Genomic DNA, 20,483 nt, shown 5'->3' with positions numbered 1-20,483 from the left:
TACTTCCTATTGATTGTCATGGCCGGATTGATTTTGAGTGGGTGAATTGCTGTCGTCCCGCAGGATAACTTTGTATCCCTCCTGGAGCGTGACTTGGGTAAGTCGGGTTTTTCGGCCTAGCAAGGTTCTGCTGATCTGCATGCCTGCGTTGGCCGCTTGTGCTCCGAGCGAGACTCCGCCCACGTCGAAATCGGCTCCTTGAATCTGGCTGCCTATGGCCTGTTTTGTGACAGACCGTGAAATTGTGCCCGGGATGTAAATGCCCTCAATGCCGTCCAAATCGTACACACCCAGGTTCACTGGCAATATTTTCTCTGACCAGTTGACCGTACTGATCTTGATTTTGAGACGTTCGCCCGATAAGGATGCAACTCCATAAATAAAACTGTTCTGCGGTATGGCATGTCCATCGACATGGACCTGGCGCGTTAATCTGAGCTGCACCGTCGCTCCGGAAACAAGCTGTTGTGTTTTTTCGATAACAGCTATGATGCCATCCTTCTCAGGTTTCTGATCTTCATCTTCCAGTCCAAAAAAGCCAATATCAGAAACGACAGGTGTCGGGCCGATGGAATCCTGGGGCGGTACTTCCGAGAGCAAAGAGATCAGGTTACCTTTACCCGATGTGGTGACAGCGAGTACCGGGCCGGGTGGATTTGCTTGCTCTGAGGCAGGCAGCTGGGCATTCTGATTTGGGTTTTGAATTGCAAGAATCTTGTCAAGCATGCCATTGAGTTGTGCAAGCTCAGGATCAACCTCATCTACATGGGTTGATGATTCGCTTGACTTTAACAGCGCTTCTAGTTTGGTGATCTCATCTTGCGCGACTGGGTTTTCGACAGGAGCAAAACTTCTGCCGGCTCCATCATTTTTAGCTGGATGTGTGGCTGTTAATGCTTTTTCCAGGTTTCGTAGTTTTTCTTGCACTTGCACCTCGTGATTCGATTGGCCTGGTGGACTATGGGAAGTAGAGAACCGTCCCTTCTTTTGCTTGCTTGGGCCGTCTAAGCCTCTTAGCTGCGAGAATAGCGTGTCTGAGGGAGCTGTCAGATAGTCGGCGTTACGGTATGGGTCGCGTTTGATCTGCTGCATTCTGAGGGCCGAATCCTGGTCCGCTTTCCGGTAATATTGCCATTTATCCATCGTGCGTTCGTCTTTAAGCGAGGCACCCGGGAGGCTCAGCTGTAAACCCGAGCTGCCTATGGTAACTTGCTCCGATTTAAGATTTTGTACGATTAACACCCAGTAGATAAAAGTCAGGAACGGAAGTGCGAGAACGGGAAGGAAAAGGTAGAATTTTCTTCGCCTTAGATACTCGTCAGTGTAATTGAGCGTCTGCATCATCGTTGGATTTTTTTGGTTCTAAATTTCTAATACTGTCTGCGGAAATTGCATTGTCGAGGCTGTCCAGGTAGAGATCCAAAGCGTGCTGCCGTGCGACGCCCTGAGAACTTGTGATCCTGTCTCGCAAGATGGTGTTATTCAGGTCGATCCGAAAAACCGTTGGCTGCGCATTGAAAATGCCCTGATAGAACAACATGCCCGCTAGAACAGCACCGATCACAGCAAGTGTGAGCACTGAAATCAATTTAGCTATGCCTGGATGGCGCTGAGCGAATGCTCGAATTTCCTCTGTAGCCTTTTTAAGGAAAACCGGGGAGCTTGGCATACCTCGACCTTGTCGTGCCCTGCTCCTTGATGCATCCCTTTCTGGTTTGAATTGATAGAACATAAATGCTTATCTGCTTTGAATTTGAATGTCTTTGTTTTCAGTCGTCTGCCACCGCTCGATCAAGAATCCATGGGGATTGTTATCGCTTCGCGACACCGAACGCAGGTATCCCTCTGTAACCAAACTTCGCGAGACTACCGAGGTTGGCCGGACAATACGCTGGACGGCCTTGCATTGGAAGAAGTAGGGGTGAGCCCCCAGCTCAATGTGGATACTATCGATCTGGATATCTTGGGAAACGTTACCTGAAATGACGCCGGTGAAAAAGCCTGATTCCCGTAGATCCTCATACTGTTTTTTAGCAGTGGCATCAGCCAGGTAAAGTGCCTTTGAAATGTTGGCGGTTATGACTTTATCATCAGGTGCCAATGTGAAAAATAGTCTGTGAAAGGTAGCGACATGGTCTTTTGCTTCGACGGAGATATTGTCTTTGCGTTCAGACGCGTAAGCTTCCAAAACCTTGCCGCTTGCCAGAATGTAGATTTTCTGGCGAGAGTCACTGGCCGCACTAAGTCCGAGGTAGATCGCGGTCGCGGCGACAAAGGCGCTCGAAATAATAATGACTATCGAAAATGCTCTGATATGTCTGAATGCTCGATCTATGTCTTTCGTTTTTGTGAACATGGTGATTATGATTTTGAGCTATTGGAGGCCCGGCCGCCAAAGACCGGGTAAGACGGTGTCGCGATACGACCAGCTGAGCTGACGGTGCTGCCGAAGATGCTGGTTGTCTTATGAAGTAGCCCGTTCGGCCCGCCAGCATGAATAATGTAGCCGGCGACAGAGGGGACAGCGAAGTATCCAACGATGCCGATAATCAGAAAAATCAGGTAAGCCATGTCGTGAGCGTTGAAAAACGTATCTCCCGAGCCTTCAATTTGCCGGATATCCATGGCAATCATTTTTTCCTGGATCTTGCCAATAATAGCGCCGAAGATATTTGCAACCGGCAGCCATAAATAGATGTTGATATACCGGGCAACCCATGCTGTCAACGTGTGCTGAAATCCATCAAAAACAGAAATTCCAAAAGCCAGTGGCCCGATCACGGCCAGCACGATCAAATGAAAAGTACGAATAGTATTGATACACAGCGCTGCAGCTTCAAAGACAACCCGTAACACCTCACTAAGTGCAGCCTTGATCGAGTTACGGAAGTTATAGGACTGCTTTGCCATGTAAAATTTAATGTCGTTGGCTATCCCGTCCGTGAACCCCTCTGAATAGCTGTCGCCATACATGTATTTCAGCCACTTTTCGCGGTTGCCCTTGCTGTCATCACCCACATACATTTCCCAGAATTGCGAACTTTTAATGGCATCCTCCTTCTTTTTCAACAGCAGGGTGATTGCAGCATCCGAATCTTTTACCATACCTGATGTCCCACGAACAGCAGGGGAGAGCACCCCGTTGATCAAACTAATCACTGACGGGAAAATCAGGATTGCGAAACCCAGTACAAAAGGGCGTAACAAAGGGTAGAAATCGACCGGCTCTGCATTCGCCAAGTGACGCCAGATACGGTGCCCGATGTAGAAAATGGCGGCGAATGCTGCAATTCCGCGGCCAACGCTGATAAGTTTTTCGCAAAGCGGGAGCATTTCGGAATATAGCTCGTCAAGTACCCCGTTCAGCCCCCGAATTTGAGCCTCGTATCCTTGACCATATCCGGTGCTGACAGACAATAAAATCGTAAGCAACGACATGGCGAATGGTTTCAATACTTTAATCATCATGACCTTCAGGGAGTGATGCCGTAAATGCCTTTCGCCGTCTCGTTGGAAGCTGCTTCATCCTTTCGCTGAGCGGCAAGAAGGCTGTTGTTGCTGTTGAAATGTCTGAGGAAAACCAATTTGCTTGACATTTCTTCGTAGAGCGCATCAATCATAGAGAGGCGCTCGTCGTCGGATGCTCTTAGTTTTTTTGCGGTAAGAATGTCAGTAAGTGCGTCCAGATTTTTGATACTACCTGCAATTAGCTCGTCATAGACTTTGGCCAGATATTCAAGCTCGTCAGTGCTGAATTGTCCCGACGAGCCCAGTAAGTTCATGGTTTGCCTACTCTCGCGAAGAAGCGCCAGTTGCATCTCAACGATGTCCTTTATACGTCCGTAGCTTTTTACGCCCGGGCTGGCCTGAAGCAGTGCGTCTAAAAATGCTTCGTGCAATTTGAAGTTACCGCGGGCAATGTCTCGGATCTTGGTGTAGCCTTCGAAAAGGATTTCGTAACCCTTTTTAAGCTCTTGCAATATTTTTCGAAGCTCTCGCAGCTTTTCAAGGTTCAGGATTAATTGGGTAACCTCCTGCGTCTGCGCATACGAGTAGCTGGGTGCTGCCAAAAGCAGCAACAAGATGAACACTATCCGTCTCATAAGTTTTGTTAGTTTGGTCCGTGTAATTTTCGACAGTTCTCCAGGTCTTGGATTTCTCTTTTGACTAGCTCGCAGACCAATCCAATCTGCCTGCGAAGGTCTTGGGCGAACATGTAGTTCTTTTCAAACTCTACATAGAAATGTTCGATTCTTTTGATTCTTTCGTCGTCAGTCATCGATAGCTGTCCATCCCGGACGACTGCAAAAAAGCCGTAAACAAGTACCTGGCTATCGTCGTAGAACTCGGTCAACACGTCATTGAACTGTCTCTTTTGAGCAGGGCTTAACCCCTGACACGCTTCGATGTCCCGTGGCAGCTCCTCATAAATTTCATTAACCGATCCGTGCAGGTCCGAAATGTGTTGCAGACGTGATAAGGAAGTTATTCCCGATTTGACAACCAACAGGCTATCGAACCGGTTTTTGTGCAACTTGAACTCACAATTTTTGATTTGATGGATTGTATTAAGGCCCGCCTTCGCAATCTTGTAGCCTTTCTTGGTCAGTTCCAGGTAGAGCTTTAGCTGCACAATCTGTTCCTTTAGATACTGGCGCTGCGTTCTGTTCTGCCGAAACCATTCTTTGAAAAGCTGTGCGCGACTTTCACCTAGCGCGAAAAGCAGAAAAAAAGTAAGAAGTACGCATTTCTTTTTCATGATATTTCAATCTAAACCGTATAGTGACTTGACAACCTTAGCATCAAACTCATTTCTCGCCCTTGAAAGACTTAGAAGCTTGTTTTCCTGATTGAATGAAATGAGCGCATCGTAAGTCTGTTCGGTGGCGCTTGCAGCTCGCTCGATAATTTCAAGGCGTTTTACGTCTGTCATTTCAAGCGTGAAGGACTTGACAACGAGTTCGAGCAGCTCGACCGATTTTACTGCCTCTCCAAGCATGCCCTTATAGATTTTTTCCATATGAGCGAGTTCTTGCGAGCTAAAATGTTTGTCGTTGCGAAATAGCGCCCAAGCGGTCTGATACTGTTTGACAATAGCGGCTTGCTTGTCAGCGATGGCTTTTATTCGGAAATAGTATGCTACTACGGCTTTTACCTTTTTGAGCTCCTGGTAGTATTCCCTATATAGATCACGCTGCTTTTTTACCCACTCCTCAATTTCGTCGAGTTTTAATTTGGCCATTGCATTTTCAAGGGCCTTTTGGGCATTTTGAAGCCTTATTTGCCGGTTTTGTCTCCTTTGAACCAGCAGGTCCATTGCGCGGACAACTCGTTTGATAGCCTGCTTAATAATCTCTGCCCAGGGAATGGCCGCCTCAGCCTGCTTGACTGGGGTTGCTGTGGCGACGACCAGGAGTAATAGAATTACAATTTTTCTCACCATAGCTTTCTTCGCTTATTTGTTTCTGGATCGCATTTCATCAGCAAGCGCCTGGATTCCCTGCTCGATACCCCCAAAGCGGGCCGCATACTCTGATACTTTTAGCTTCTCTGTTTGCTCGGTCGTATAAGTGAGATATTCCTCTGGGCTCACTTCAGTCCGGTAAACCTTCGAAAGCGTGCCTCCCAGGCTGATGAATACTTCCTTATACCGCAGCAGCGGATCGTTCGCTTTGTTCACCGATAGAACCAAGGACTTCTCCTTTTCTGTAAGTCCAAGCAGCTCCTGGATCTGGTCGAACTTGTTCTGGTATTTTGACTGATCCAGTAGTATTTTACAATCCGAGTTATTGATAATAGCCTGTTTGACGATAGGAGAAGAAATGATGTCCTCCACCTCCTGGGTCACCACAATCGCTTCACCGAAGAACTTTCGGACAGTTTTAAAAAGGTATTTGATGTACTCTGCCATGCCCTCCTTGGCAATGGCCTTCCAGGCTTCTTCTATAAGGATAACTTTTCGGATTCCCGATAGCTTTCTCATTTTGGAGATAAAGACCTCCATAATAATGATCGTTACGATCGGAAACAGGATTGGGTGATCCTTGATATTGTCCAGTTCGAAAACAATGAACCGCTCTTGCAGAAGATCAATGTTCTCATGGGCATTTAACAAATAGTCAAACTCCCCGCCCCGGTAGTAAGGCCTTAGGACGTAAAGGAAATTTCCCATGTCGAAATCTTGATCCTTCACCTGGTCCGATTTAAGTACAGCCGCGAAATCGATTGTCAGAAACTCGTAGAACGTATCAAAGCATGGAAATAAGCTTTGGGAGTCTACCTTTTGATAATAGAGCGTCAGAGCATTGGAAAGTGCGACGTATTCGGAGCGCTTAAAAGTCTCATCATCCTTCTTCCATAGCGCAAGTAACAGTGTTTTAATGCTTTCCTTTTTTTCTGTGTCGAGCACATCTCCGTCAGAAACATAGAAGGGATTGAATTTGATCGGGTTTTTCTCATGATATGTAAAATAATACCCGGATACCATTTCGCAGAGTCCTTTGTAGCTATGCCCGACATCAACAAGCACGATGTGTGCCCCTGATTCGTAATAACTTCTTACCATATGGTTTGTGAAAAAGCTCTTCCCACTACCCGATGGACCCAGAATAAACTTGTTACGATTTGTACAGATCCCCTTTTTGATCGGCTCGTCAGAAATATCGACTAATACCGGCTTTCCGGTCAAACGATCCCCAAGCCGTACACCGAACTTGCCGTTTGATGATCGATAGGGGGCTTCCATATTAAAGAAGCAAACGGCCTGTTCTGCGAACGTATCGAAGGTATCGTTCATCGGGAAGTCGCCAGCATTTCCCGGGATGCCCGCCCAGAAAATCTGGGGGGCGCCGGAGGTCTCCAGTTTTGCGGATGTATCCATTTGGGCCAGTGCCGATGAGACCATGCTTTTAAGTTCCTTGACCGCTGAGACGTCTTCAGTCCAGGCCAGCACATTGAAATGGGCTTTTACTGGCAGGCGCTGTTCGCGTATTGCTTCATTGAGAAAATCATTGGTCGCATCGAGCGCCAGGCTATTTTCTCTCGCGTACAGCGACAAGGATTGCAGTCGCAGCCGCTTACTTTCGAGTCTTTTGAGTGTTTTATCCGTGTCGCCTACAAACACGAATTGATTGTAAATGTGGTTGCAATGCAGCATTTCGCCGAGCAGGCTTGCAAAGCCAATGTTAAACTTGGTTCTGTCCGTCGAATAGCGCTCGTAGGTTGTTTGGGTCGCGCATTGGGATGGCAAGTCAGCGGCATCCGCCAAGGCAAAAAGGCTGCAATGCCGGTCACCGACCTGAACACCGTTTTTGAAAATGTAGTCTCGCAAAATCCGCTGATCTTTTTCCGTAACGAGAAAAGCATATTGTTCGACAATACCGGCTTTTCGAGACTTGCTGAGTAGCTCGTCGTCCTTTAGTTGTCTGAGTTTGGCCAGGCCGCTGTCTTCCATAATACGCTTAAATTGTCCACAACTGTCCAGGAATTCGTCGAGCGCGGTCTTTTGGAGCGTCTGCCGGGGAACAATGGTAGGCTTGACAAGATTTGAAACCAGCGAGCTTGAAACCTTCCTTTCGTCTGGCGACTTTGTCAGCATCAGGTAACACTGATGTTCCAGGTAAGGTCGGTGCGTAAAGAAACGGTCACTGCTTTGACTTAAAAAACTGCTGTTACCCAAACCGGTAGGATCAAAGCGCTTTACCAACAACCAATCCTGTTTTTGAAGTGCGGTTCTCGATGGCAGCACTTTTATTGCCTTTACCCAGGCCTGGTGGAAAGCTTCGTACTGCACTTCCGACAGGGTGAAGATTTCGGGCAGCTCAACTTGAAATGCCATCGTGACGTCCCCTTCCTTCGAAAGGATCAGATCGTGCTCTATATCCAGCACAGGGAGGATATCATCTAGCATTCTTTCCATTATTGATACCTGGTTTGATGAATTTTGCTCTCGAAGTCGACTTGACCAGTTTGGGCAGTTGCCTTGCGGCCATAGCTTTGATTAGGCCGTGCTCTCCGTATGTCTGGCTTAAATGATAAACTCCCGTCATCCCTGCCGCTGCCAGGACTACTGTAAGTAAAAGGCTGATATAGGTATTTACCCCGCAGACATACATGATTGCATAAAGAATCATGACTCCGAACATCGCCCCACCCATATACCAGATGTACTGTCCCTTCAAGCCTCGAAAGACGATGCTGCGATTGATTCCTTTGTTGATCGGGTAGCTTGTTTTAGGCATAACAATTAATAATTAAGCAGTAACCGTATTCTTTATACGTCCGATGTTTACAGGCCGAAAAATGACTGAAGAACAGTAGCCACTACGACTAAAAAGATACAGCTGCCAAACCAAGCCGCGGCCACCTTTCCTGTATCCTGATCGCCCGCATTCCATTTTTGAAAAACTTTCACTGCGCCTACCAGCCCAAGCACTGCGCCGATTGCATACATCAGGTTAGTACCTGGCTCGAAATAAGATCTAACCTGCGAATCGGCCTCCTGAATTCCCGCTGCACCGTCCTGCGCCCATGCCTTGACTGATCCGATCAATCCGGCAATTGTCAACGTAAGGGCATACCATACCCTTGGATTCTTTCTCCTCGTTTTCATACTCCTCTATCCGTTTTAGTTGAACATTCTCATGTAGCCCCTTTGCAGGCACCTTCCGCTGCTACGGAAGGGCCATGCGTTGGGGCGGGCTTCCATCACACCACCTTTCTCCAAACCTCAATTGTCTCACCCTCGCTAAAGTGTATGGAGCCGTATCTTGCACATTCAGTCTCGATATAATTGTTAACCGCCGTCTGAAATGCAGTGCCTTGGAGCACTATGTAGTCTTTTAAGATCATTTGCAGCATTAGAAGCAGGTCCTGCTTGCTGTAACTCTTTTGGTGCGCTTCCTTGATTTCAGAAGCCAGGTGAGCCATGAGGCCTTGAGCTTTTTCGAACATTTCCTCGTTTTGCCAGATTGGTGGCTCGTCGCCTACCGACTGGCTTGATTCTAAAAACGGTATACGCTCTTCGTCCAAGCGCTCGGATTCAGCTGGGATCAAAGTAGCACTTGCTATGCTTTGCCGGGAAGTCGGTTGCTTCCGCTTTTTCATCCACGCTTTGATGTCAGGCAAGAAGAATCGCCAGCCCAGAAATGAGTAATAGACCAGCGCAGACAGTACCGCAACAATTGCATAGGTTTTCCAGGGATGCTCGATGATCATGACGTCAGTTATTTGTGATGATAATGCTTGCCATCGGGAGCTTGCTAGTGCCTTTCTGCCGATGTTGTGCTACAAAGTAACTGGCCGTTTGGGGTTGCAAAAAAGTACAACTTTTGTTGCAACCCTTTTGCAACCTTTAGTTGGGAGGCCTCATTCGGTTATCCACGGAGAGTCGAACTCAACAGCAACGACTTGTGAGTCGAAACGTCTGTTGTTACTTAGTACACTTATGTCAATAGCCATGAATGCAACTAACTCAGGGATAACTAATGAAAGCCTTTTGGGAACTCGAAACTTAGAGCTACATTTAATTTATCCAAGAGCTAACAATTCTTCCAATGTCTGAAGTAAATTATACTGCATATTATCAGCTGAAGGCGGCTGAATTACTGAACCAGCTCTCACAAGTGAGAGTATTCATAAAAAGACATAACCCAACAATCGGGCTTTTGACAGAAGAAATTTTACGGAAGTTCTTATCGACCTTTTTACCCAAAGGCATCTCAGTGGAACAGGGTTTTGTTGTTGGCAGCGGCGGAGAACTTTCAAGGCAAATAGATATTATCGTCTACGATAGTCATTTGTACGCTCCATTTTATAGAATCAACGACATAGTCGTTATACCCTCCGAAGCCGTCTTGGCAATTGTAGAAGTGAAGACGACAGTCAGTGGTGAAAAGGCATTTCATGATGTTATCAAATACTTTTACTCGGTATCGGAACAGGTCGATCCTCAGGTTACGAAGTATCTTTTCATTTACGACGCTCCAGAGGTCAGTAAATTAATTACATACTTTAGAAGTTTCGAACATCCGGGAGATTATCAGGAATTCGATCATGATACATTTCATTTACTTCCAGATGTGATAGTGGGTATAGATTCATCATATTGCTTGAAAAAGTCTTACGTATGTTTTGACCGGGATATGATGGGATATAAATCATATAATTATGTAGATAGCACCGACGAAGCCATCAGTTCTCTGGAGATATTTTACCAAAGCATATACGAAATGGTTTTCGCTCGCATTGCATCTCGGGAAGGCAGTGTGTCGACGCTACCAACTCTGCGGAAGGACGGTAGAAAGTTCAATACTGGATTTGCTATCGAACTTTTTTACATGTAGCGACACCTGCTTCTCGGGTAGTGGGGGATTTATGGGTAGTCGAAATTTACCCTTAGAAGCACCCTCGGTACGCCTTGGTTACAATTCGATGTCTTCAAAAGTGTATTCGAGTTTGAGCTGGTCAACATAACATTTGATCTCTGCGCGTACATATTTTTGGTGTGGGCTCTCCCGGAAAAAATGTAAGGCACCTCTTACAATCAACTTCACGAATGAAAAATAGTGAGTGGATATTTCCTTATTTTTGTAAGCCCTCCAAAGGTTTGCCGCCCTCACAAGCATATTCATATTGAAATCATTTAGCAACATTATTCCTATAAGACGTTCGTCGAGGTCTTGAAAACTTCTATCGACTAGATAATCTAAATATCTCACAGCTGTCCAATTCACTTCGAAATAGCCAGCCTTTTCGGGAACCTTGTTTACAATTAATTTTGTGTTGTCATCAAGATCTCGAAATAACTCATCGTTCAAGAGTATGCGTGGCCCTTTTAAACCTGAGCCTTCTAGCCGCACTGCATCGACAACAGCCCGTCCCACAAGTATCGGTGTTGTCGTTAATCTCCCCTCATAGATTGAAGCAACATTATTTAAGGTGACATAGCCAATCCCTCCGCCAAGTAATAGGGGCTGCCAATTTTCAAGATGGGTCGTTGTAATGACTTTTCCTTCCCTAACTGAAAAATCAATCATGGTAACTTGCTCGGGCTTGGTAGAGTCCAAAGGGTTGGCGTATTCATCAGAAGAGAGGCCAAAAGATGAATATACAAAATTAGCTAGTTGCTGAATAAACAGCGAAGGGCTACTTGAATAGAAAAATATCGAGTCACTAAAAGGGATGAAATAATTAAAACTGCTTATGCCGTTCCCCCCTAGATTCGTTTCAAAGTGCGACACATGCAGGATGTTTTGATAGTCCGCTAAAAGGCGTAATGCGGCTTCTCTGTCATTTTGTACGTGATTTGCAAACCCCAGAAGGTCGATGTATGCGCAGAGATTCTTAGACTCATCCATGATAAAGTTGAGGATTATACAATCGGTTTAAGAAAACGCGATGTTCATCGATATATAAACGAGGTGCATGAAGACAGAAAATAGGAATTGTTTGACTGGAGAAGGAAATAGCTACAGCGGATTCTCTGGTAAAAAATCCTTCGGAGAACAATTTAAGACTTTCGCTAGATCATTTAATCGTCGAAGGCTGTATTTGTCATCCGTTCTGGTACTTTCAACAAGTCCTACCCATCCCTCTGATGCGTTTAAAAGATGTGATAACTCCTTCTGAGAAATTCCGAGTTCTGCCCTTCGAGCTTTCACTCGATCGATTACGTATTGTTCTAATTCAGTAAGTTCCGCCATTTAGCGAAAGAATACATGCGGAATAAATTTTATACATAGCTATGGCTATGTTTTATTAAATTGTTATATTTGTCGCATACGTGCGAGCCCAGTTTACTGGAGCTCGAACGTATGCGACACTTCAGAATATTAGAAGATATCGCTTTTAATCTCGTAATCGAAACCTAGGAAATTTTGATATGCACGGGATGATAAGTAGATTAGCTCACGACCCGGGCGTGGGCAAACTTATCTGTGCAAAGGCTTCCTAGGGCCCCGATTACTTTTAGGTTTGATTCCACGCCCTTTTTCGGAAATAGGGTAGGATTCAAACTCACCGAGTGACATAGTAGTTTGTTCAGTTCCGTGACAGCAAGGATTAATCCCAATTTCTGCTTATGCACTGCTCCTTCATTTATCGGCTGATTATCAGAAATCCTGAGTAAGAGTTTGCTGGCTTTTTTGGCCTGTATTTCTCACTTTTTGTATCACTCCTTAATTCATTAAGCAATGAATCTACTTTATTGCCCTAGGGGAGGACTATGCCTACGCATCGTCTTCCTTCTGACACCGTTTTTTATCATTTTTTTTCGAGCTGAGTCCATTGCGCAGCAAACTTTCAGGATTGAAGGACAGGTCCGCGCTACCGGAGCAGCTCTGCCCGGCGCAAATGTGCAGATCAAAGCATCTGGCCTGGGCGCCACCACAAACGAGCAAGGGAAATTTGATTTGCAGGTAACCGCGGATTCTGCCCGATTAGTTGTGTCATATATTGGATACCGTTCGATCGATACGCTGCTCTTACTGCCACAAACTGCACGATTGGTTCTGACAATGTATCCGGACGCATCCATGCTAAACGAACTGGCTGTTACCGGCTATCAGACTATTCCCAAGGAACGGGCGACAGGCTCCTTTATACAAGTTGACAATGCGCTGATTAACCGGTCGGTGTCCACCAACCTGCTCGACCGGTTGGTGGGAAATGTATCCGGACTTGCATTTCAGGGGCAACCCGTGAACCCGACCGGGTCTAACCCGTTGTCCCGAAATCTGGGAATCCGCATCCGGGGGGAAAGTACGCTGGCTGCGTCAACGATGGTCAGTCGTGATCCCTTGATTGTTGTCGACAACTTTCCGTTCGAGGGGAGCCTGGCCAGTATCAATCCCAACGATGTTGAATCGATGACCATTCTCAGGGACGCTGCCGCAGCCTCGATTTGGGGCGCGCGTGCCGGCAATGGCGTAATTGTGATAGTAACAAAGAAAGGAAACCGCAGCCAACCGATAAAAGCCGAACTGACGGCAAACCTGGGATTTGTCGGAAAACCGGACCTATTTGCGGATGCCAATTATCTGGATGCGGCCAGCTATATCGACGTCGAGCGGCAGCTTTATAGCCGGGGCTATTTTGATACCGACATTGCAGGTATGGCTAATCGCCCTGTCATATCTCCCGCGGTATCAATACTAGCTGCCGAGAGGTCAGGCGAGATTACGCCGGAATCGGCGCAGCAACAGCTCGCAACATTATCCAATTCAGATGTGAGGCGTGATTTTCAGCGGTGGGTATATCAAAAGCAGGCCCGCCAGCAATATGCGCTCTCGCTCAGCGGGGGCGCCGCCAGATCAACTTACAGGGTTTCCGCAGGCTACGATTATAACCGGCATGCCGTGATCGGTAATGGGGATAACCGGATTACGCTAACTACCGAAAATTCTGTTACGCCTGTTACCGGCCTGGATTTAAACTTCGGACTACATTACAGTGATGTTACAGTTCGGGAGCAGAACCACCAAAATCAGTATGGATCGATAATGCCAGGCGGGAAGTACTCAGACCTTTATCCGTATACCCAGCTCGCCGATGCGCTCGGAAACCCACTAGAGATCGTCAAAGATTTTGATTCTGGGTTTAAAACCCGTGCCCTGGACGCAGGATTTCAGGATTGGGAGTACCGTCCTTTGCAAGAGGCAGCAATCGGCAGCAAAAAAAGCAAGACCACTGACCTTCTCATAAAGTCTTCGTTGAGCTATTCACTGACAAAATGGCTTCGGGTTCAGGCCCAATACGCTTTTGAGCGGCAAAATATAAGCGCTCAGCTCTTGAATACTGCTGAGTCCTATTATAGCAGGGATTTGGTAAACCGGTTTACAATCATTAACCCGGACAGCAGCCTGTCCTACCAAGTTCCGTTGGGGGGCGTGTTAAGGTTAAATGAGGCAGTTTATGTTTCGCACAATGGTCGTTTACAATTTAACCTTGACAAATCAGTAGGTTTTCACGGGATTAATTTATTGGCAGGTGCTGAGGTGCGTCAGCTGAAAACGACCGGTTTTGACAGGACTTCGTATGGATACGACCCATTGACGGGAGTCAGCGCGAATAACCTTGACTTTTCCAAGGCTTTGCCGACCCAGCCGTCCGGAATGGCCTTGATCCCGGTGCCGGAGGGAGCCATGCAGGGCTTTATGAACAGATTTATTTCCTACTATTTGAACGGGTCCTACTCGTACAAGACAAGATATGTTCTTTCTGCAAGTGCAAGGCGCGACGGCGCCAACATTTTTGGTGCCAGGACGAATGATAAAGTGACCCCGCTGTGGTCGATCGGGGCGGCGTGGGAGTTGTCGGAAGAAAGGTTTTACGCCGCGTCTTGGATGCCTTATCTCAAAATCCGTGGATCGTACGGATCGTCGGGAAATGTCTATCAGGGGTCAGTTTATGTTACCGGGACTTATGTAAACAGCGGTTTGACGGGATTGCCAACCATCAACGCGCTGCTTGCTCCCAACCCGAACCTGCAATGGGAGACTGTTCGCACGATGAATCTTGCTGTTGATTTTGCTAGTAGGTCAGATCGCTTCAGCGGGAGTCTTGAGTTTTATCTAAAAAAGGGCGCTGATCTTGTTCAAAATTTGAGCTTGCCTCCCTCGGCGGGATTTCGGGCGATGTATGGAAATTCGGCCGCAACCACGACGAGAGGGTTTGACTTCACGCTGCGTACTGATAACCTGCGTGGCAAACTACGTTGGCAGACGACCTGGCTAATAAGTCATATTGCTGATCGGGTGGACCGCTTTGATGTAAGCCTGACAGCAACAAGTATTCAGGGGCAAGGCGAGGGTAGGATAGGAGTGAAGGGAAAGCCGTTGTATGCTATTTATGGATACAAGTGGAATGGAATCGATCCGAATGGAGACCCTTTGGGTAATCTGAATGGCGAGAAAAGTAAAGAATATGCGAAGATCATTTCCAATTTTCAACCTGACAGCCTCGATTACAAAGGCTCAGGAGTACCCACCTGGTTCGGGTCAATCCGAAATGACTTCACCCTTGGCCCCTGGTCCTTATCCGTTAATCTTACTTACAAATTAGGTTACGTTTTTCGCAGAACTTCGATTGGTCTGAATTATGCGGATGTCTTGGCTGGAAAGGCGCACCAAGATTACAATGACCGGTGGCAGACCCCCGGTGATGAAAGTGCCACAAGCGTTCCTGCTTTGATCTACCCGTCGAATGCCCAGCGTAATACATTTTACCAGTATTCTTCCGTGCTGGTCGAGAAAGGGGACCACGTACGCTTGCAGGATATAAGGGTTGCATTTGATCTGGGATCGATTTTAAAGCGTCTGAAGGCGGCGCAATTGTACTTGTATGCGACCAATTTGGGAGTCGTTTGGCGTGCCAACCAACAGGGGCTTGACCCGGACTATGTCAGTCTTACCTCGCGGCATCAGCTTTTACCACCTTCATCCATATCGCTAGGTTTTAGAACCAGCTTTTAATGTGTCATCGCAATGGAAAAATTTATGCAGTACCTAATAGTGCTCATCGCGGCTTGTTTGGGCCTGGCCTCGTGCCAAAAGCAAAATGAATGGCTGGACGTAAAACGGAACCTGTCTGATGTGTCACCGAAAACCTTGGCAGACTTGCAAGCCGTTTTGGATAATTCTAATTCTTTTAACACCGGTTATCCCATGCTTGGATTGCTAGGTACGGATAACTTATACCTGACCGAAAAGAACCTTTCGGCCGCCGGCCAGATCGAACGAAATGCCTACCTGTGGGTCAAAGACATTTTTCAGACTTCTTCGGCAGTCGAGTTTGCTACGCCGTATATCAGGATTTCTGCCGTTAATGTCGTCCTGGAAGGCCTGGACAATTTAAAGAGCGCTGGTATAGATCAGCAGCGTTGGAATAATATCCGGGGGCAAGCGCTATTCCACAGAGCATTTGCTTACTATGGGCTCTCACAACTATTTTGTAAATCATACCAACAAGCTACCGCCGCCAGCGACCAGGGCTTGCAGCTTCGGAACTCATCTGACCCGAACCTTGTCGTCAAGCGGTCGTCGGTCGCACAGACTTACGAGTTTATGCTCGGCGATTTAAAGCAGGCGATTGAATTATTGCCGCAGACTCCCGCCCACCTGACACGGCCCGGAAAAGCCGCCGCGCGCGGTTTGCTGGCCAAGGTTTATCTGGCAATGAAGGATTATGAGAATGCGGCCAGGTATTCATCAGAGGCCTTAGGTGAAAACCCTGGTATGCTTGATTTCAACAGCAGCGCTATCAAACCCAAAGAGCCATTTGTGTTTCCTGCCTATTCAGTTCCACACCAGAACCCAGAAATTGTATTTTATGCAAACGCCCAAAGCTGGGCCTCGATATGGCCGGTGTATGGCGTTGCCAACGTTGACAGCGTGCTGTATGCATCCTACGCTTCGACTGATCTGCGAAAATCTTTGTTCTTTAAGATTGATGCAAAAGGCCTTCCACAGTTTACAGGCTCGTATAGCGGTACTTATTACAATTTTGGTGGGATCGCTACCAATGAGCTAACCCTTATTTTTGCTGAATCCCTGGCAAGGACTGGTAATGCTGAGCGGGGCCTGGCAAAGCTTAATACCCTGCTTTTGGCCAGGTTTAAGAAAGGGAGTTTTAAACCGTATAGCCACCTGAGTGACCAGCATACGCTGGATTTGATTTTGTCCGAACGGCGCAAGGAACTGGCCTTTACAGGTCAACTCCGATGGGAAGATTTGCGGCGCATGCCCCCTGTCTCACCGATCGTTCATTTTTTTGAGGGCAAGCGCTTTGAGTTGGCTACCGGTGATCCCAAATGGGTGTTCCCCCTGCCCGACCAGGAAATCGTGCTCAGCGCGGTTGAACAAAATCCACGTTAATAAATCAGATGATTGATATGAAAAAAATAATTCTTGCGACCCTGCTGACAGGGTTGCATATACAGCTGCTCGCAATGAAAATGGATATCACCGTTACCTACGAAAGGGCAAGCATGGGCGACACGCTTTTTTTACAGTACTACGATACATTCTTTCCCCGCGTGATTAAGCCCAGTATGGTATCAGCCGTTCGCTCTGGTGATGGGACCTACCACTTTTGTGTGGATTTACACTCGCCAGTAAGGTTTTCTATTTTAAAGCGCTTAGATGTTAATGACTATCCCAATTTGAAAGGCAGCCATTTTAAGTTCAATACCATCCTGTCTAACTACTACTGGCAAGGGGATGAATCTCTTTTGATTCATATCAGAAAGAGAACAACGAGCGCTCCGCAAATGAACCAGGCAAATTTTGATTTCAGCTATCAGTTCATTGGTAAAGAATCCGTCCGGCACAGGGCAAAAGCGCTGTCTGATTCAGCCTTTTATTGGACTGAGCTAACAATTGATGATCGGCAGAATCTTGCTGAGCCTGATGTGAGAAGAATCAATGCTGGCTTGGAAGTGCTCGATTCTTTCAGAGAATCTTTGAGTCAGGCCGAGTACCAACTACTGAAGGCCGAAATCATCTTCCGTCATCCAGTGGAAAAGCTGGCTGAAATCAAACAACAAATCGGGCAGATGAATCGAGAGCAGCGATATGCGACGTTAGCAAAACTTGACAAATTCTTTGATAGGGGAATTGACGAAAAAGTCCTGACGCAAAGCCAGTCTTATGTCCATTACTGGTTTGAAAGACAGATGCTCGGGATGATCGCCAAAAATGGCAGGACTAACTCGGATTCGCTGCTAACTCTTCGGTTGAATCAGCGGTCCAGCCTGCTCTCGGACCGGTTGACGACCTATTTGCTCGTATACGGTCAGGCCCAAAATATGGGTAAGATCATTCCCTCTATTTTGACTAGCGTTGCAGATACCGATTGTCAGCAGGTTATCAATTCGGTTAGCGGAAGAGGTGTTGGGAACAAGATGCTCAATTTTGAGCTGCCTGATACCAATGGAAAATTGGTTAACCTATCCAGCTTCAAAGGGAGGGCTGTGCTGATTGATTTTTGGTATACCGGCTGTGGTGGGTGTGTAAATTTTTACAATAAGGTTCTCTCGAAGGTCGAGCAGGAAATGCAAGGCCAAAATATTGCATTTGTTGCTATTTCTATTGATGCAGGAAAGGAGTCCTGGATAAAGAGTGTTAAAGGAGGAAGGTACACATCAGACCTTGCAACAAATCTTTATACCGGGGGGGCTGGCAGCAAACATGAACTGTTGAGTCATTACGGAATAGATTCGTTTCCTACCCTGATAGTTATTGATCCAGAAGGGAATATCGCAAATTTCAATTCGAAGGAGTTACGCGATCCTGTAACTTTAAAGCAAAAATTAATAGAATTGAGCACCCGTTAGGCATGGAGCGGGGCTACCTCGGTAGCCCCGCCCATCCCAGAACTAGTATGGCTGCCAGGCGATAATGATCGCCGCCGTTTTTTGAATCCGGCCCTGCGAATCAGGTGTTGATGCTGTTGAAATCCGGCAGGGGATAGGCCCCGTCGGACTACAGCTCGGTGCAGGAATCGATGTGACGATGTAGTAATCCATAGTCTCAGACTCAACATAGTATTCATTTGCCATTGCCCGCATGCATGAGGGTGTTACATCCAAAAGGTGTAGTCCCAATGCCGCAACAAATAGAATGTACAAAGTTTTCATAGTCAAGGTTTATATATATATAGCTAAATCAGGAATCAGGAGGGAATTCTCCCTCCTGATCTTTCTTTTATTCAGGTTTCCACCCTGTTGCAGTAGCCTGCGTCTTAAGGATTCTGTTTTGCGAATCCGGAGAGGCTGACGTGCTGATCCGGCAAACTTGTTCCCCTTCCGTGGTACAGTCGGGGTCTGGTGAGCTGGAAACAGTGTAGTATTGCGCGTCCTCGGCCGTCACAGTGAATTCGACCAACACAGGTTTGGGGTGATTGATGGCAAAGGATGCCCCGAAGATTGCGACAGCTGCCACAACCGACAAAAAAATGCGCTTCATTTTCATTGTTCTGATGATTAAATGTGAACGTTGTGCCTACTTCTTGCAGGTTTCGGCTTTCTCCTGATTCATTTGGCCAAATAGAATATCGTTGTCAGTGAGTTACTTGGCTAAAATTAGGTTTGATCGGATCTGACATTACTGCACAAAAGGCAAAAAGCGATTGGAGGAGGCAATAGAGAAGCCATCAACGCAGGCGGACGTTTTGATTAACCTTCGTTTTGTGGGAGGTTTTAGGAAGGTACAGGCGTTCTGTCGCTAGGGTAGCTACGCTTTTTACGAGCATAGTCTATTCCGTGAGCAGCGTATTGTGTTGCCGGATAGACTGCAAGTTTTCAGATACAGGCTAGAGAGTATAGGCTAATAGGGGGTGAGCAATGTGCTCGCCGTTTAATCATTGCTGGGCGAAAGTTTTTTTAGAAACAAAAACGATACCCTGTCTGCAAAAGAAGAGAATTGAGATCGAAGAAAATGGCCGAACCGAGCAACTGGCTAAACTGGACCGAATTACCGGGGACAGTGGTTTGAGATTATTTGTATGATTCGCCGTTGAATATACCCTCAAACGTCGGTCTAGGATTTGTGGGCGGATCTAACTTCGGCGATAAAAATATCGGCATCCTTTTTGGAACGTATCGCTATGGACAGCGAGTCCTTTGCCTTTGTCCTGGATGGAGTGACCGCCTGAAATTTACCGGTTTCAGAAAGTCTCTTGAATTGGGCTATTTTTTTTTGGATGCTCGGTTTCATGTCTAAATATAATAGAAAGTTTCCGTGGATCAAATCAAGGAAGAGGTTGCAATAGATAGTACCGGTACAAGTCACCTCGTGAGCGGTTGAAGTCGAATGGTTCCGGCCTTGGTTTGAAATAAGGCTGACCGCCAGGCATACGCTCTATGTCCCCGTTTCTTAAAAGCTTCACGTACCAATCCACGCCAACAAAAACAAGATAATCGGCGAGATGGTTTCTATTTGTTAATATCATACTGTGATAGAGGTAGGCTCTGACCTCATTTGAGCCATCAAGACCTATAATTAAGTCCGGGAACTCATCAAGAAACGCGATGCTGAAAAGGATAATTGTTGAGAAGAATTTATTGCTATTTTGATGGTGCAGCCTTGCGAGGTCATCGATATTGCCGTCTGCCCCCAATGGCCCCATCGCCAGGTTATAAACAGAAGGCAATAATTCATCTGGATGTGGAATTATTTCAACCTTTATCAGCTCGTCCACTCCGTCCCTTTGGGGCGAATAAAACTCCATGACTGCTACTTCACGTTCCAGGGAAGCAGCCACAGGCTCATACGTGTCTTCCAGGTTTATCCCTATCATGCTCGATTTGTACTTTGTGCGTCTTCAAGATATTAAATCCCTCTCGGAAGCCCTTTGAATATTCGTGCCCGGGCCACTCTTAAAGGGGTATTTAGCGGACGGTCATCATCGCATCTTACTCGGGGCGAGCGCCATGAATCTAGTTGTATTTGCTGGTTTCAATTTGTTGCAGAGCGCGATGAGGTCGT

General features: G+C 46.7%; 19 protein-coding genes. 4 read left to right on the top strand and 15 right to left on the bottom strand.

From position 1 onward, the window contains the following. Window positions 1-6 precede the first annotated feature (6 nt). The 11 genes from traM to BMW93_RS25000 all read right to left on the bottom strand — a co-directional run bounded on the left by traM (window position 7) and on the right by BMW93_RS25000 (window position 9,216). Window positions 7-1,344 (bottom strand): conjugative transposon protein TraM, encoded by a 1,338-nt coding sequence (gene traM / locus BMW93_RS25050; RefSeq protein ID WP_090382843.1) that lies wholly within the window; start codon window positions 1,342-1,344, stop codon window positions 7-9. Next, window positions 1,319-1,732, bottom strand: coding sequence for a hypothetical protein (locus BMW93_RS25045; RefSeq protein ID WP_090382840.1), 414 nt, complete (start codon window positions 1,730-1,732; stop codon window positions 1,319-1,321). Before BMW93_RS25045 ends, traM begins: the two co-directional genes overlap by 26 nt. Window positions 1,733-1,738: 6 nt before the next feature. After that, a complete protein-coding gene (gene traK / locus BMW93_RS25040) occupies window positions 1,739-2,356 on the bottom strand; it encodes a conjugative transposon protein TraK (protein ID WP_090382838.1) in 618 nt (205 codons plus the stop codon). Window positions 2,357-2,361: 5 nt separating this feature from the next. Beyond that, window positions 2,362-3,468, bottom strand: coding sequence for a conjugative transposon protein TraJ (gene traJ / locus BMW93_RS25035; protein ID WP_229240787.1), 1,107 nt, complete (start codon window positions 3,466-3,468; stop codon window positions 2,362-2,364). A 5-nt stretch (window positions 3,469-3,473) separates the two neighbouring features. After that, window positions 3,474-4,103 carry a hypothetical protein gene (locus BMW93_RS25030; RefSeq protein WP_090382833.1) on the bottom strand — a complete coding sequence of 210 codons (630 nt, stop codon included), beginning with the start codon at window positions 4,101-4,103 and terminating at the stop codon, window positions 3,474-3,476. A gap of 8 nt (window positions 4,104-4,111) precedes the next feature. After that, window positions 4,112-4,759, bottom strand: a complete 648-nt coding sequence (locus BMW93_RS25025; protein ID WP_090382830.1) for a hypothetical protein — start codon at window positions 4,757-4,759, stop codon at window positions 4,112-4,114. Between the two features lie 6 nt (window positions 4,760-4,765). Beyond that, window positions 4,766-5,443: a conjugal transfer protein TraI gene (locus BMW93_RS25020; RefSeq protein WP_090382828.1), complete on the bottom strand. Its 678-nt coding sequence runs from the start codon at window positions 5,441-5,443 to the stop codon at window positions 4,766-4,768. Window positions 5,444-5,455: 12 nt separating this feature from the next. Beyond that, the gene (locus BMW93_RS25015) at window positions 5,456-7,918 is read right to left on the bottom strand and encodes a TraG family conjugative transposon ATPase (protein ID WP_090382826.1); all 2,463 of its coding nucleotides are present in this window, start codon (window positions 7,916-7,918) and stop codon (window positions 5,456-5,458) included. Further along, complete coding sequence (locus tag BMW93_RS25010) at window positions 7,899-8,240, bottom strand: DUF4133 domain-containing protein (RefSeq protein ID WP_090382824.1); 342 nt, start codon at window positions 8,238-8,240, stop codon at window positions 7,899-7,901. Before BMW93_RS25010 ends, BMW93_RS25015 begins: the two co-directional genes overlap by 20 nt. 47 nt (window positions 8,241-8,287) lie before the next feature. Next, entirely contained in the window at window positions 8,288-8,611 is a 324-nt protein-coding gene (locus BMW93_RS25005) for a DUF4134 domain-containing protein (RefSeq protein WP_090382823.1), read from the bottom strand. Window positions 8,612-8,706: 95 nt separating this feature from the next. Further along, window positions 8,707-9,216: a hypothetical protein gene (locus BMW93_RS25000; protein WP_090382820.1), complete on the bottom strand. Its 510-nt coding sequence runs from the start codon at window positions 9,214-9,216 to the stop codon at window positions 8,707-8,709. Window positions 9,217-9,554: 338 nt separating this feature from the next. Here BMW93_RS25000 and BMW93_RS24995 point away from each other — a divergent pair, with 338 nt between their 5' ends. Beyond that, on the top strand, window positions 9,555-10,343 hold the full coding sequence (locus BMW93_RS24995; protein WP_090382818.1) for a DUF6602 domain-containing protein: 789 nt from the start codon (window positions 9,555-9,557) through the stop codon (window positions 10,341-10,343). Window positions 10,344-10,421: 78 nt separating this feature from the next. On the opposite strand, the gene BMW93_RS24990 is transcribed toward BMW93_RS24995, so the two are convergent. Both BMW93_RS24990 and BMW93_RS36335 read right to left on the bottom strand, forming a co-directional pair. After that, window positions 10,422-11,357: a hypothetical protein gene (locus BMW93_RS24990; protein WP_090382816.1), complete on the bottom strand. Its 936-nt coding sequence runs from the start codon at window positions 11,355-11,357 to the stop codon at window positions 10,422-10,424. A 111-nt stretch (window positions 11,358-11,468) separates the two neighbouring features. Next, window positions 11,469-11,702, bottom strand: a complete 234-nt coding sequence (locus BMW93_RS36335; RefSeq protein WP_090382813.1) for a helix-turn-helix transcriptional regulator — start codon at window positions 11,700-11,702, stop codon at window positions 11,469-11,471. A 489-nt stretch (window positions 11,703-12,191) separates the two neighbouring features. Between BMW93_RS36335 and BMW93_RS24980 the strand changes: the two genes are divergently transcribed. From BMW93_RS24980 to BMW93_RS24970, 3 genes are read left to right on the top strand one after another with little or no spacing between them, the layout of a single operon-like run. Then, window positions 12,192-15,470, top strand: a complete 3,279-nt coding sequence (locus BMW93_RS24980; RefSeq protein ID WP_090382811.1) for a SusC/RagA family TonB-linked outer membrane protein — start codon at window positions 12,192-12,194, stop codon at window positions 15,468-15,470. Between the two features lie 12 nt (window positions 15,471-15,482). After that, window positions 15,483-16,871, top strand: a complete 1,389-nt coding sequence (locus BMW93_RS24975; protein ID WP_090382809.1) for a RagB/SusD family nutrient uptake outer membrane protein — start codon at window positions 15,483-15,485, stop codon at window positions 16,869-16,871. 17 nt (window positions 16,872-16,888) lie between these two features. After that, window positions 16,889-18,331, top strand: coding sequence for a TlpA disulfide reductase family protein (locus tag BMW93_RS24970; RefSeq protein WP_177194192.1), 1,443 nt, complete (start codon window positions 16,889-16,891; stop codon window positions 18,329-18,331). 370 nt (window positions 18,332-18,701) lie between these two features. On the opposite strand, the gene BMW93_RS24965 is transcribed toward BMW93_RS24970, so the two are convergent. Further along, the gene (locus tag BMW93_RS24965) at window positions 18,702-18,968 is read right to left on the bottom strand and encodes a DUF6520 family protein (protein WP_090382804.1); all 267 of its coding nucleotides are present in this window, start codon (window positions 18,966-18,968) and stop codon (window positions 18,702-18,704) included. A gap of 778 nt (window positions 18,969-19,746) precedes the next feature. Continuing rightward, the gene (locus tag BMW93_RS24955) at window positions 19,747-20,295 is read right to left on the bottom strand and encodes a DUF6934 family protein (RefSeq protein WP_090382800.1); all 549 of its coding nucleotides are present in this window, start codon (window positions 20,293-20,295) and stop codon (window positions 19,747-19,749) included. Window positions 20,296-20,483 lie beyond the last annotated feature (188 nt).

Origin of the sequence: Dyadobacter sp. SG02 (assembly GCF_900109045.1) — a bacterium.
Classification (GTDB): Bacteria; Bacteroidota; Bacteroidia; order Cytophagales; family Spirosomataceae; genus Dyadobacter.
The sequence above is the reverse complement of the archived record's forward strand: the minus strand, read 5'-3'. Positions and strand labels throughout refer to the sequence as shown.

Coding starts and splice junctions, on each gene's coding strand:
- traM (WP_090382843.1), bottom strand. CDS start 1,344: ATGATGCAGACGCTCAATTACACTGACGAGTATCTAAGGCGAAGAAAA.
- BMW93_RS25045 (WP_090382840.1), bottom strand. CDS start 1,732: ATGTTCTATCAATTCAAACCAGAAAGGGATGCATCAAGGAGCAGGGCA.
- traK (WP_090382838.1), bottom strand. CDS start 2,356: ATGTTCACAAAAACGAAAGACATAGATCGAGCATTCAGACATATCAGA.
- traJ (WP_229240787.1), bottom strand. CDS start 3,468: ATGATGATTAAAGTATTGAAACCATTCGCCATGTCGTTGCTTACGATT.
- BMW93_RS25030 (WP_090382833.1), bottom strand. CDS start 4,103: ATGAGACGGATAGTGTTCATCTTGTTGCTGCTTTTGGCAGCACCCAGC.
- BMW93_RS25025 (WP_090382830.1), bottom strand. CDS start 4,759: ATGAAAAAGAAATGCGTACTTCTTACTTTTTTTCTGCTTTTCGCGCTA.
- BMW93_RS25020 (WP_090382828.1), bottom strand. CDS start 5,443: ATGGTGAGAAAAATTGTAATTCTATTACTCCTGGTCGTCGCCACAGCA.
- BMW93_RS25015 (WP_090382826.1), bottom strand. CDS start 7,918: ATGGAAAGAATGCTAGATGATATCCTCCCTGTGCTGGATATAGAGCAC.
- BMW93_RS25010 (WP_090382824.1), bottom strand. CDS start 8,240: ATGCCTAAAACAAGCTACCCGATCAACAAAGGAATCAATCGCAGCATC.
- BMW93_RS25005 (WP_090382823.1), bottom strand. CDS start 8,611: ATGAAAACGAGGAGAAAGAATCCAAGGGTATGGTATGCCCTTACGTTG.
- BMW93_RS25000 (WP_090382820.1), bottom strand. CDS start 9,216: ATGATCATCGAGCATCCCTGGAAAACCTATGCAATTGTTGCGGTACTG.
- BMW93_RS24995 (WP_090382818.1), top strand. CDS start 9,555: ATGTCTGAAGTAAATTATACTGCATATTATCAGCTGAAGGCGGCTGAA.
- BMW93_RS24990 (WP_090382816.1), bottom strand. CDS start 11,357: ATGGATGAGTCTAAGAATCTCTGCGCATACATCGACCTTCTGGGGTTT.
- BMW93_RS36335 (WP_090382813.1), bottom strand. CDS start 11,702: ATGGCGGAACTTACTGAATTAGAACAATACGTAATCGATCGAGTGAAA.
- BMW93_RS24980 (WP_090382811.1), top strand. CDS start 12,192: ATGAATCTACTTTATTGCCCTAGGGGAGGACTATGCCTACGCATCGTC.
- BMW93_RS24975 (WP_090382809.1), top strand. CDS start 15,483: ATGGAAAAATTTATGCAGTACCTAATAGTGCTCATCGCGGCTTGTTTG.
- BMW93_RS24970 (WP_177194192.1), top strand. CDS start 16,889: ATGAAAAAAATAATTCTTGCGACCCTGCTGACAGGGTTGCATATACAG.
- BMW93_RS24965 (WP_090382804.1), bottom strand. CDS start 18,968: ATGAAAATGAAGCGCATTTTTTTGTCGGTTGTGGCAGCTGTCGCAATC.
- BMW93_RS24955 (WP_090382800.1), bottom strand. CDS start 20,295: ATGATAGGGATAAACCTGGAAGACACGTATGAGCCTGTGGCTGCTTCC.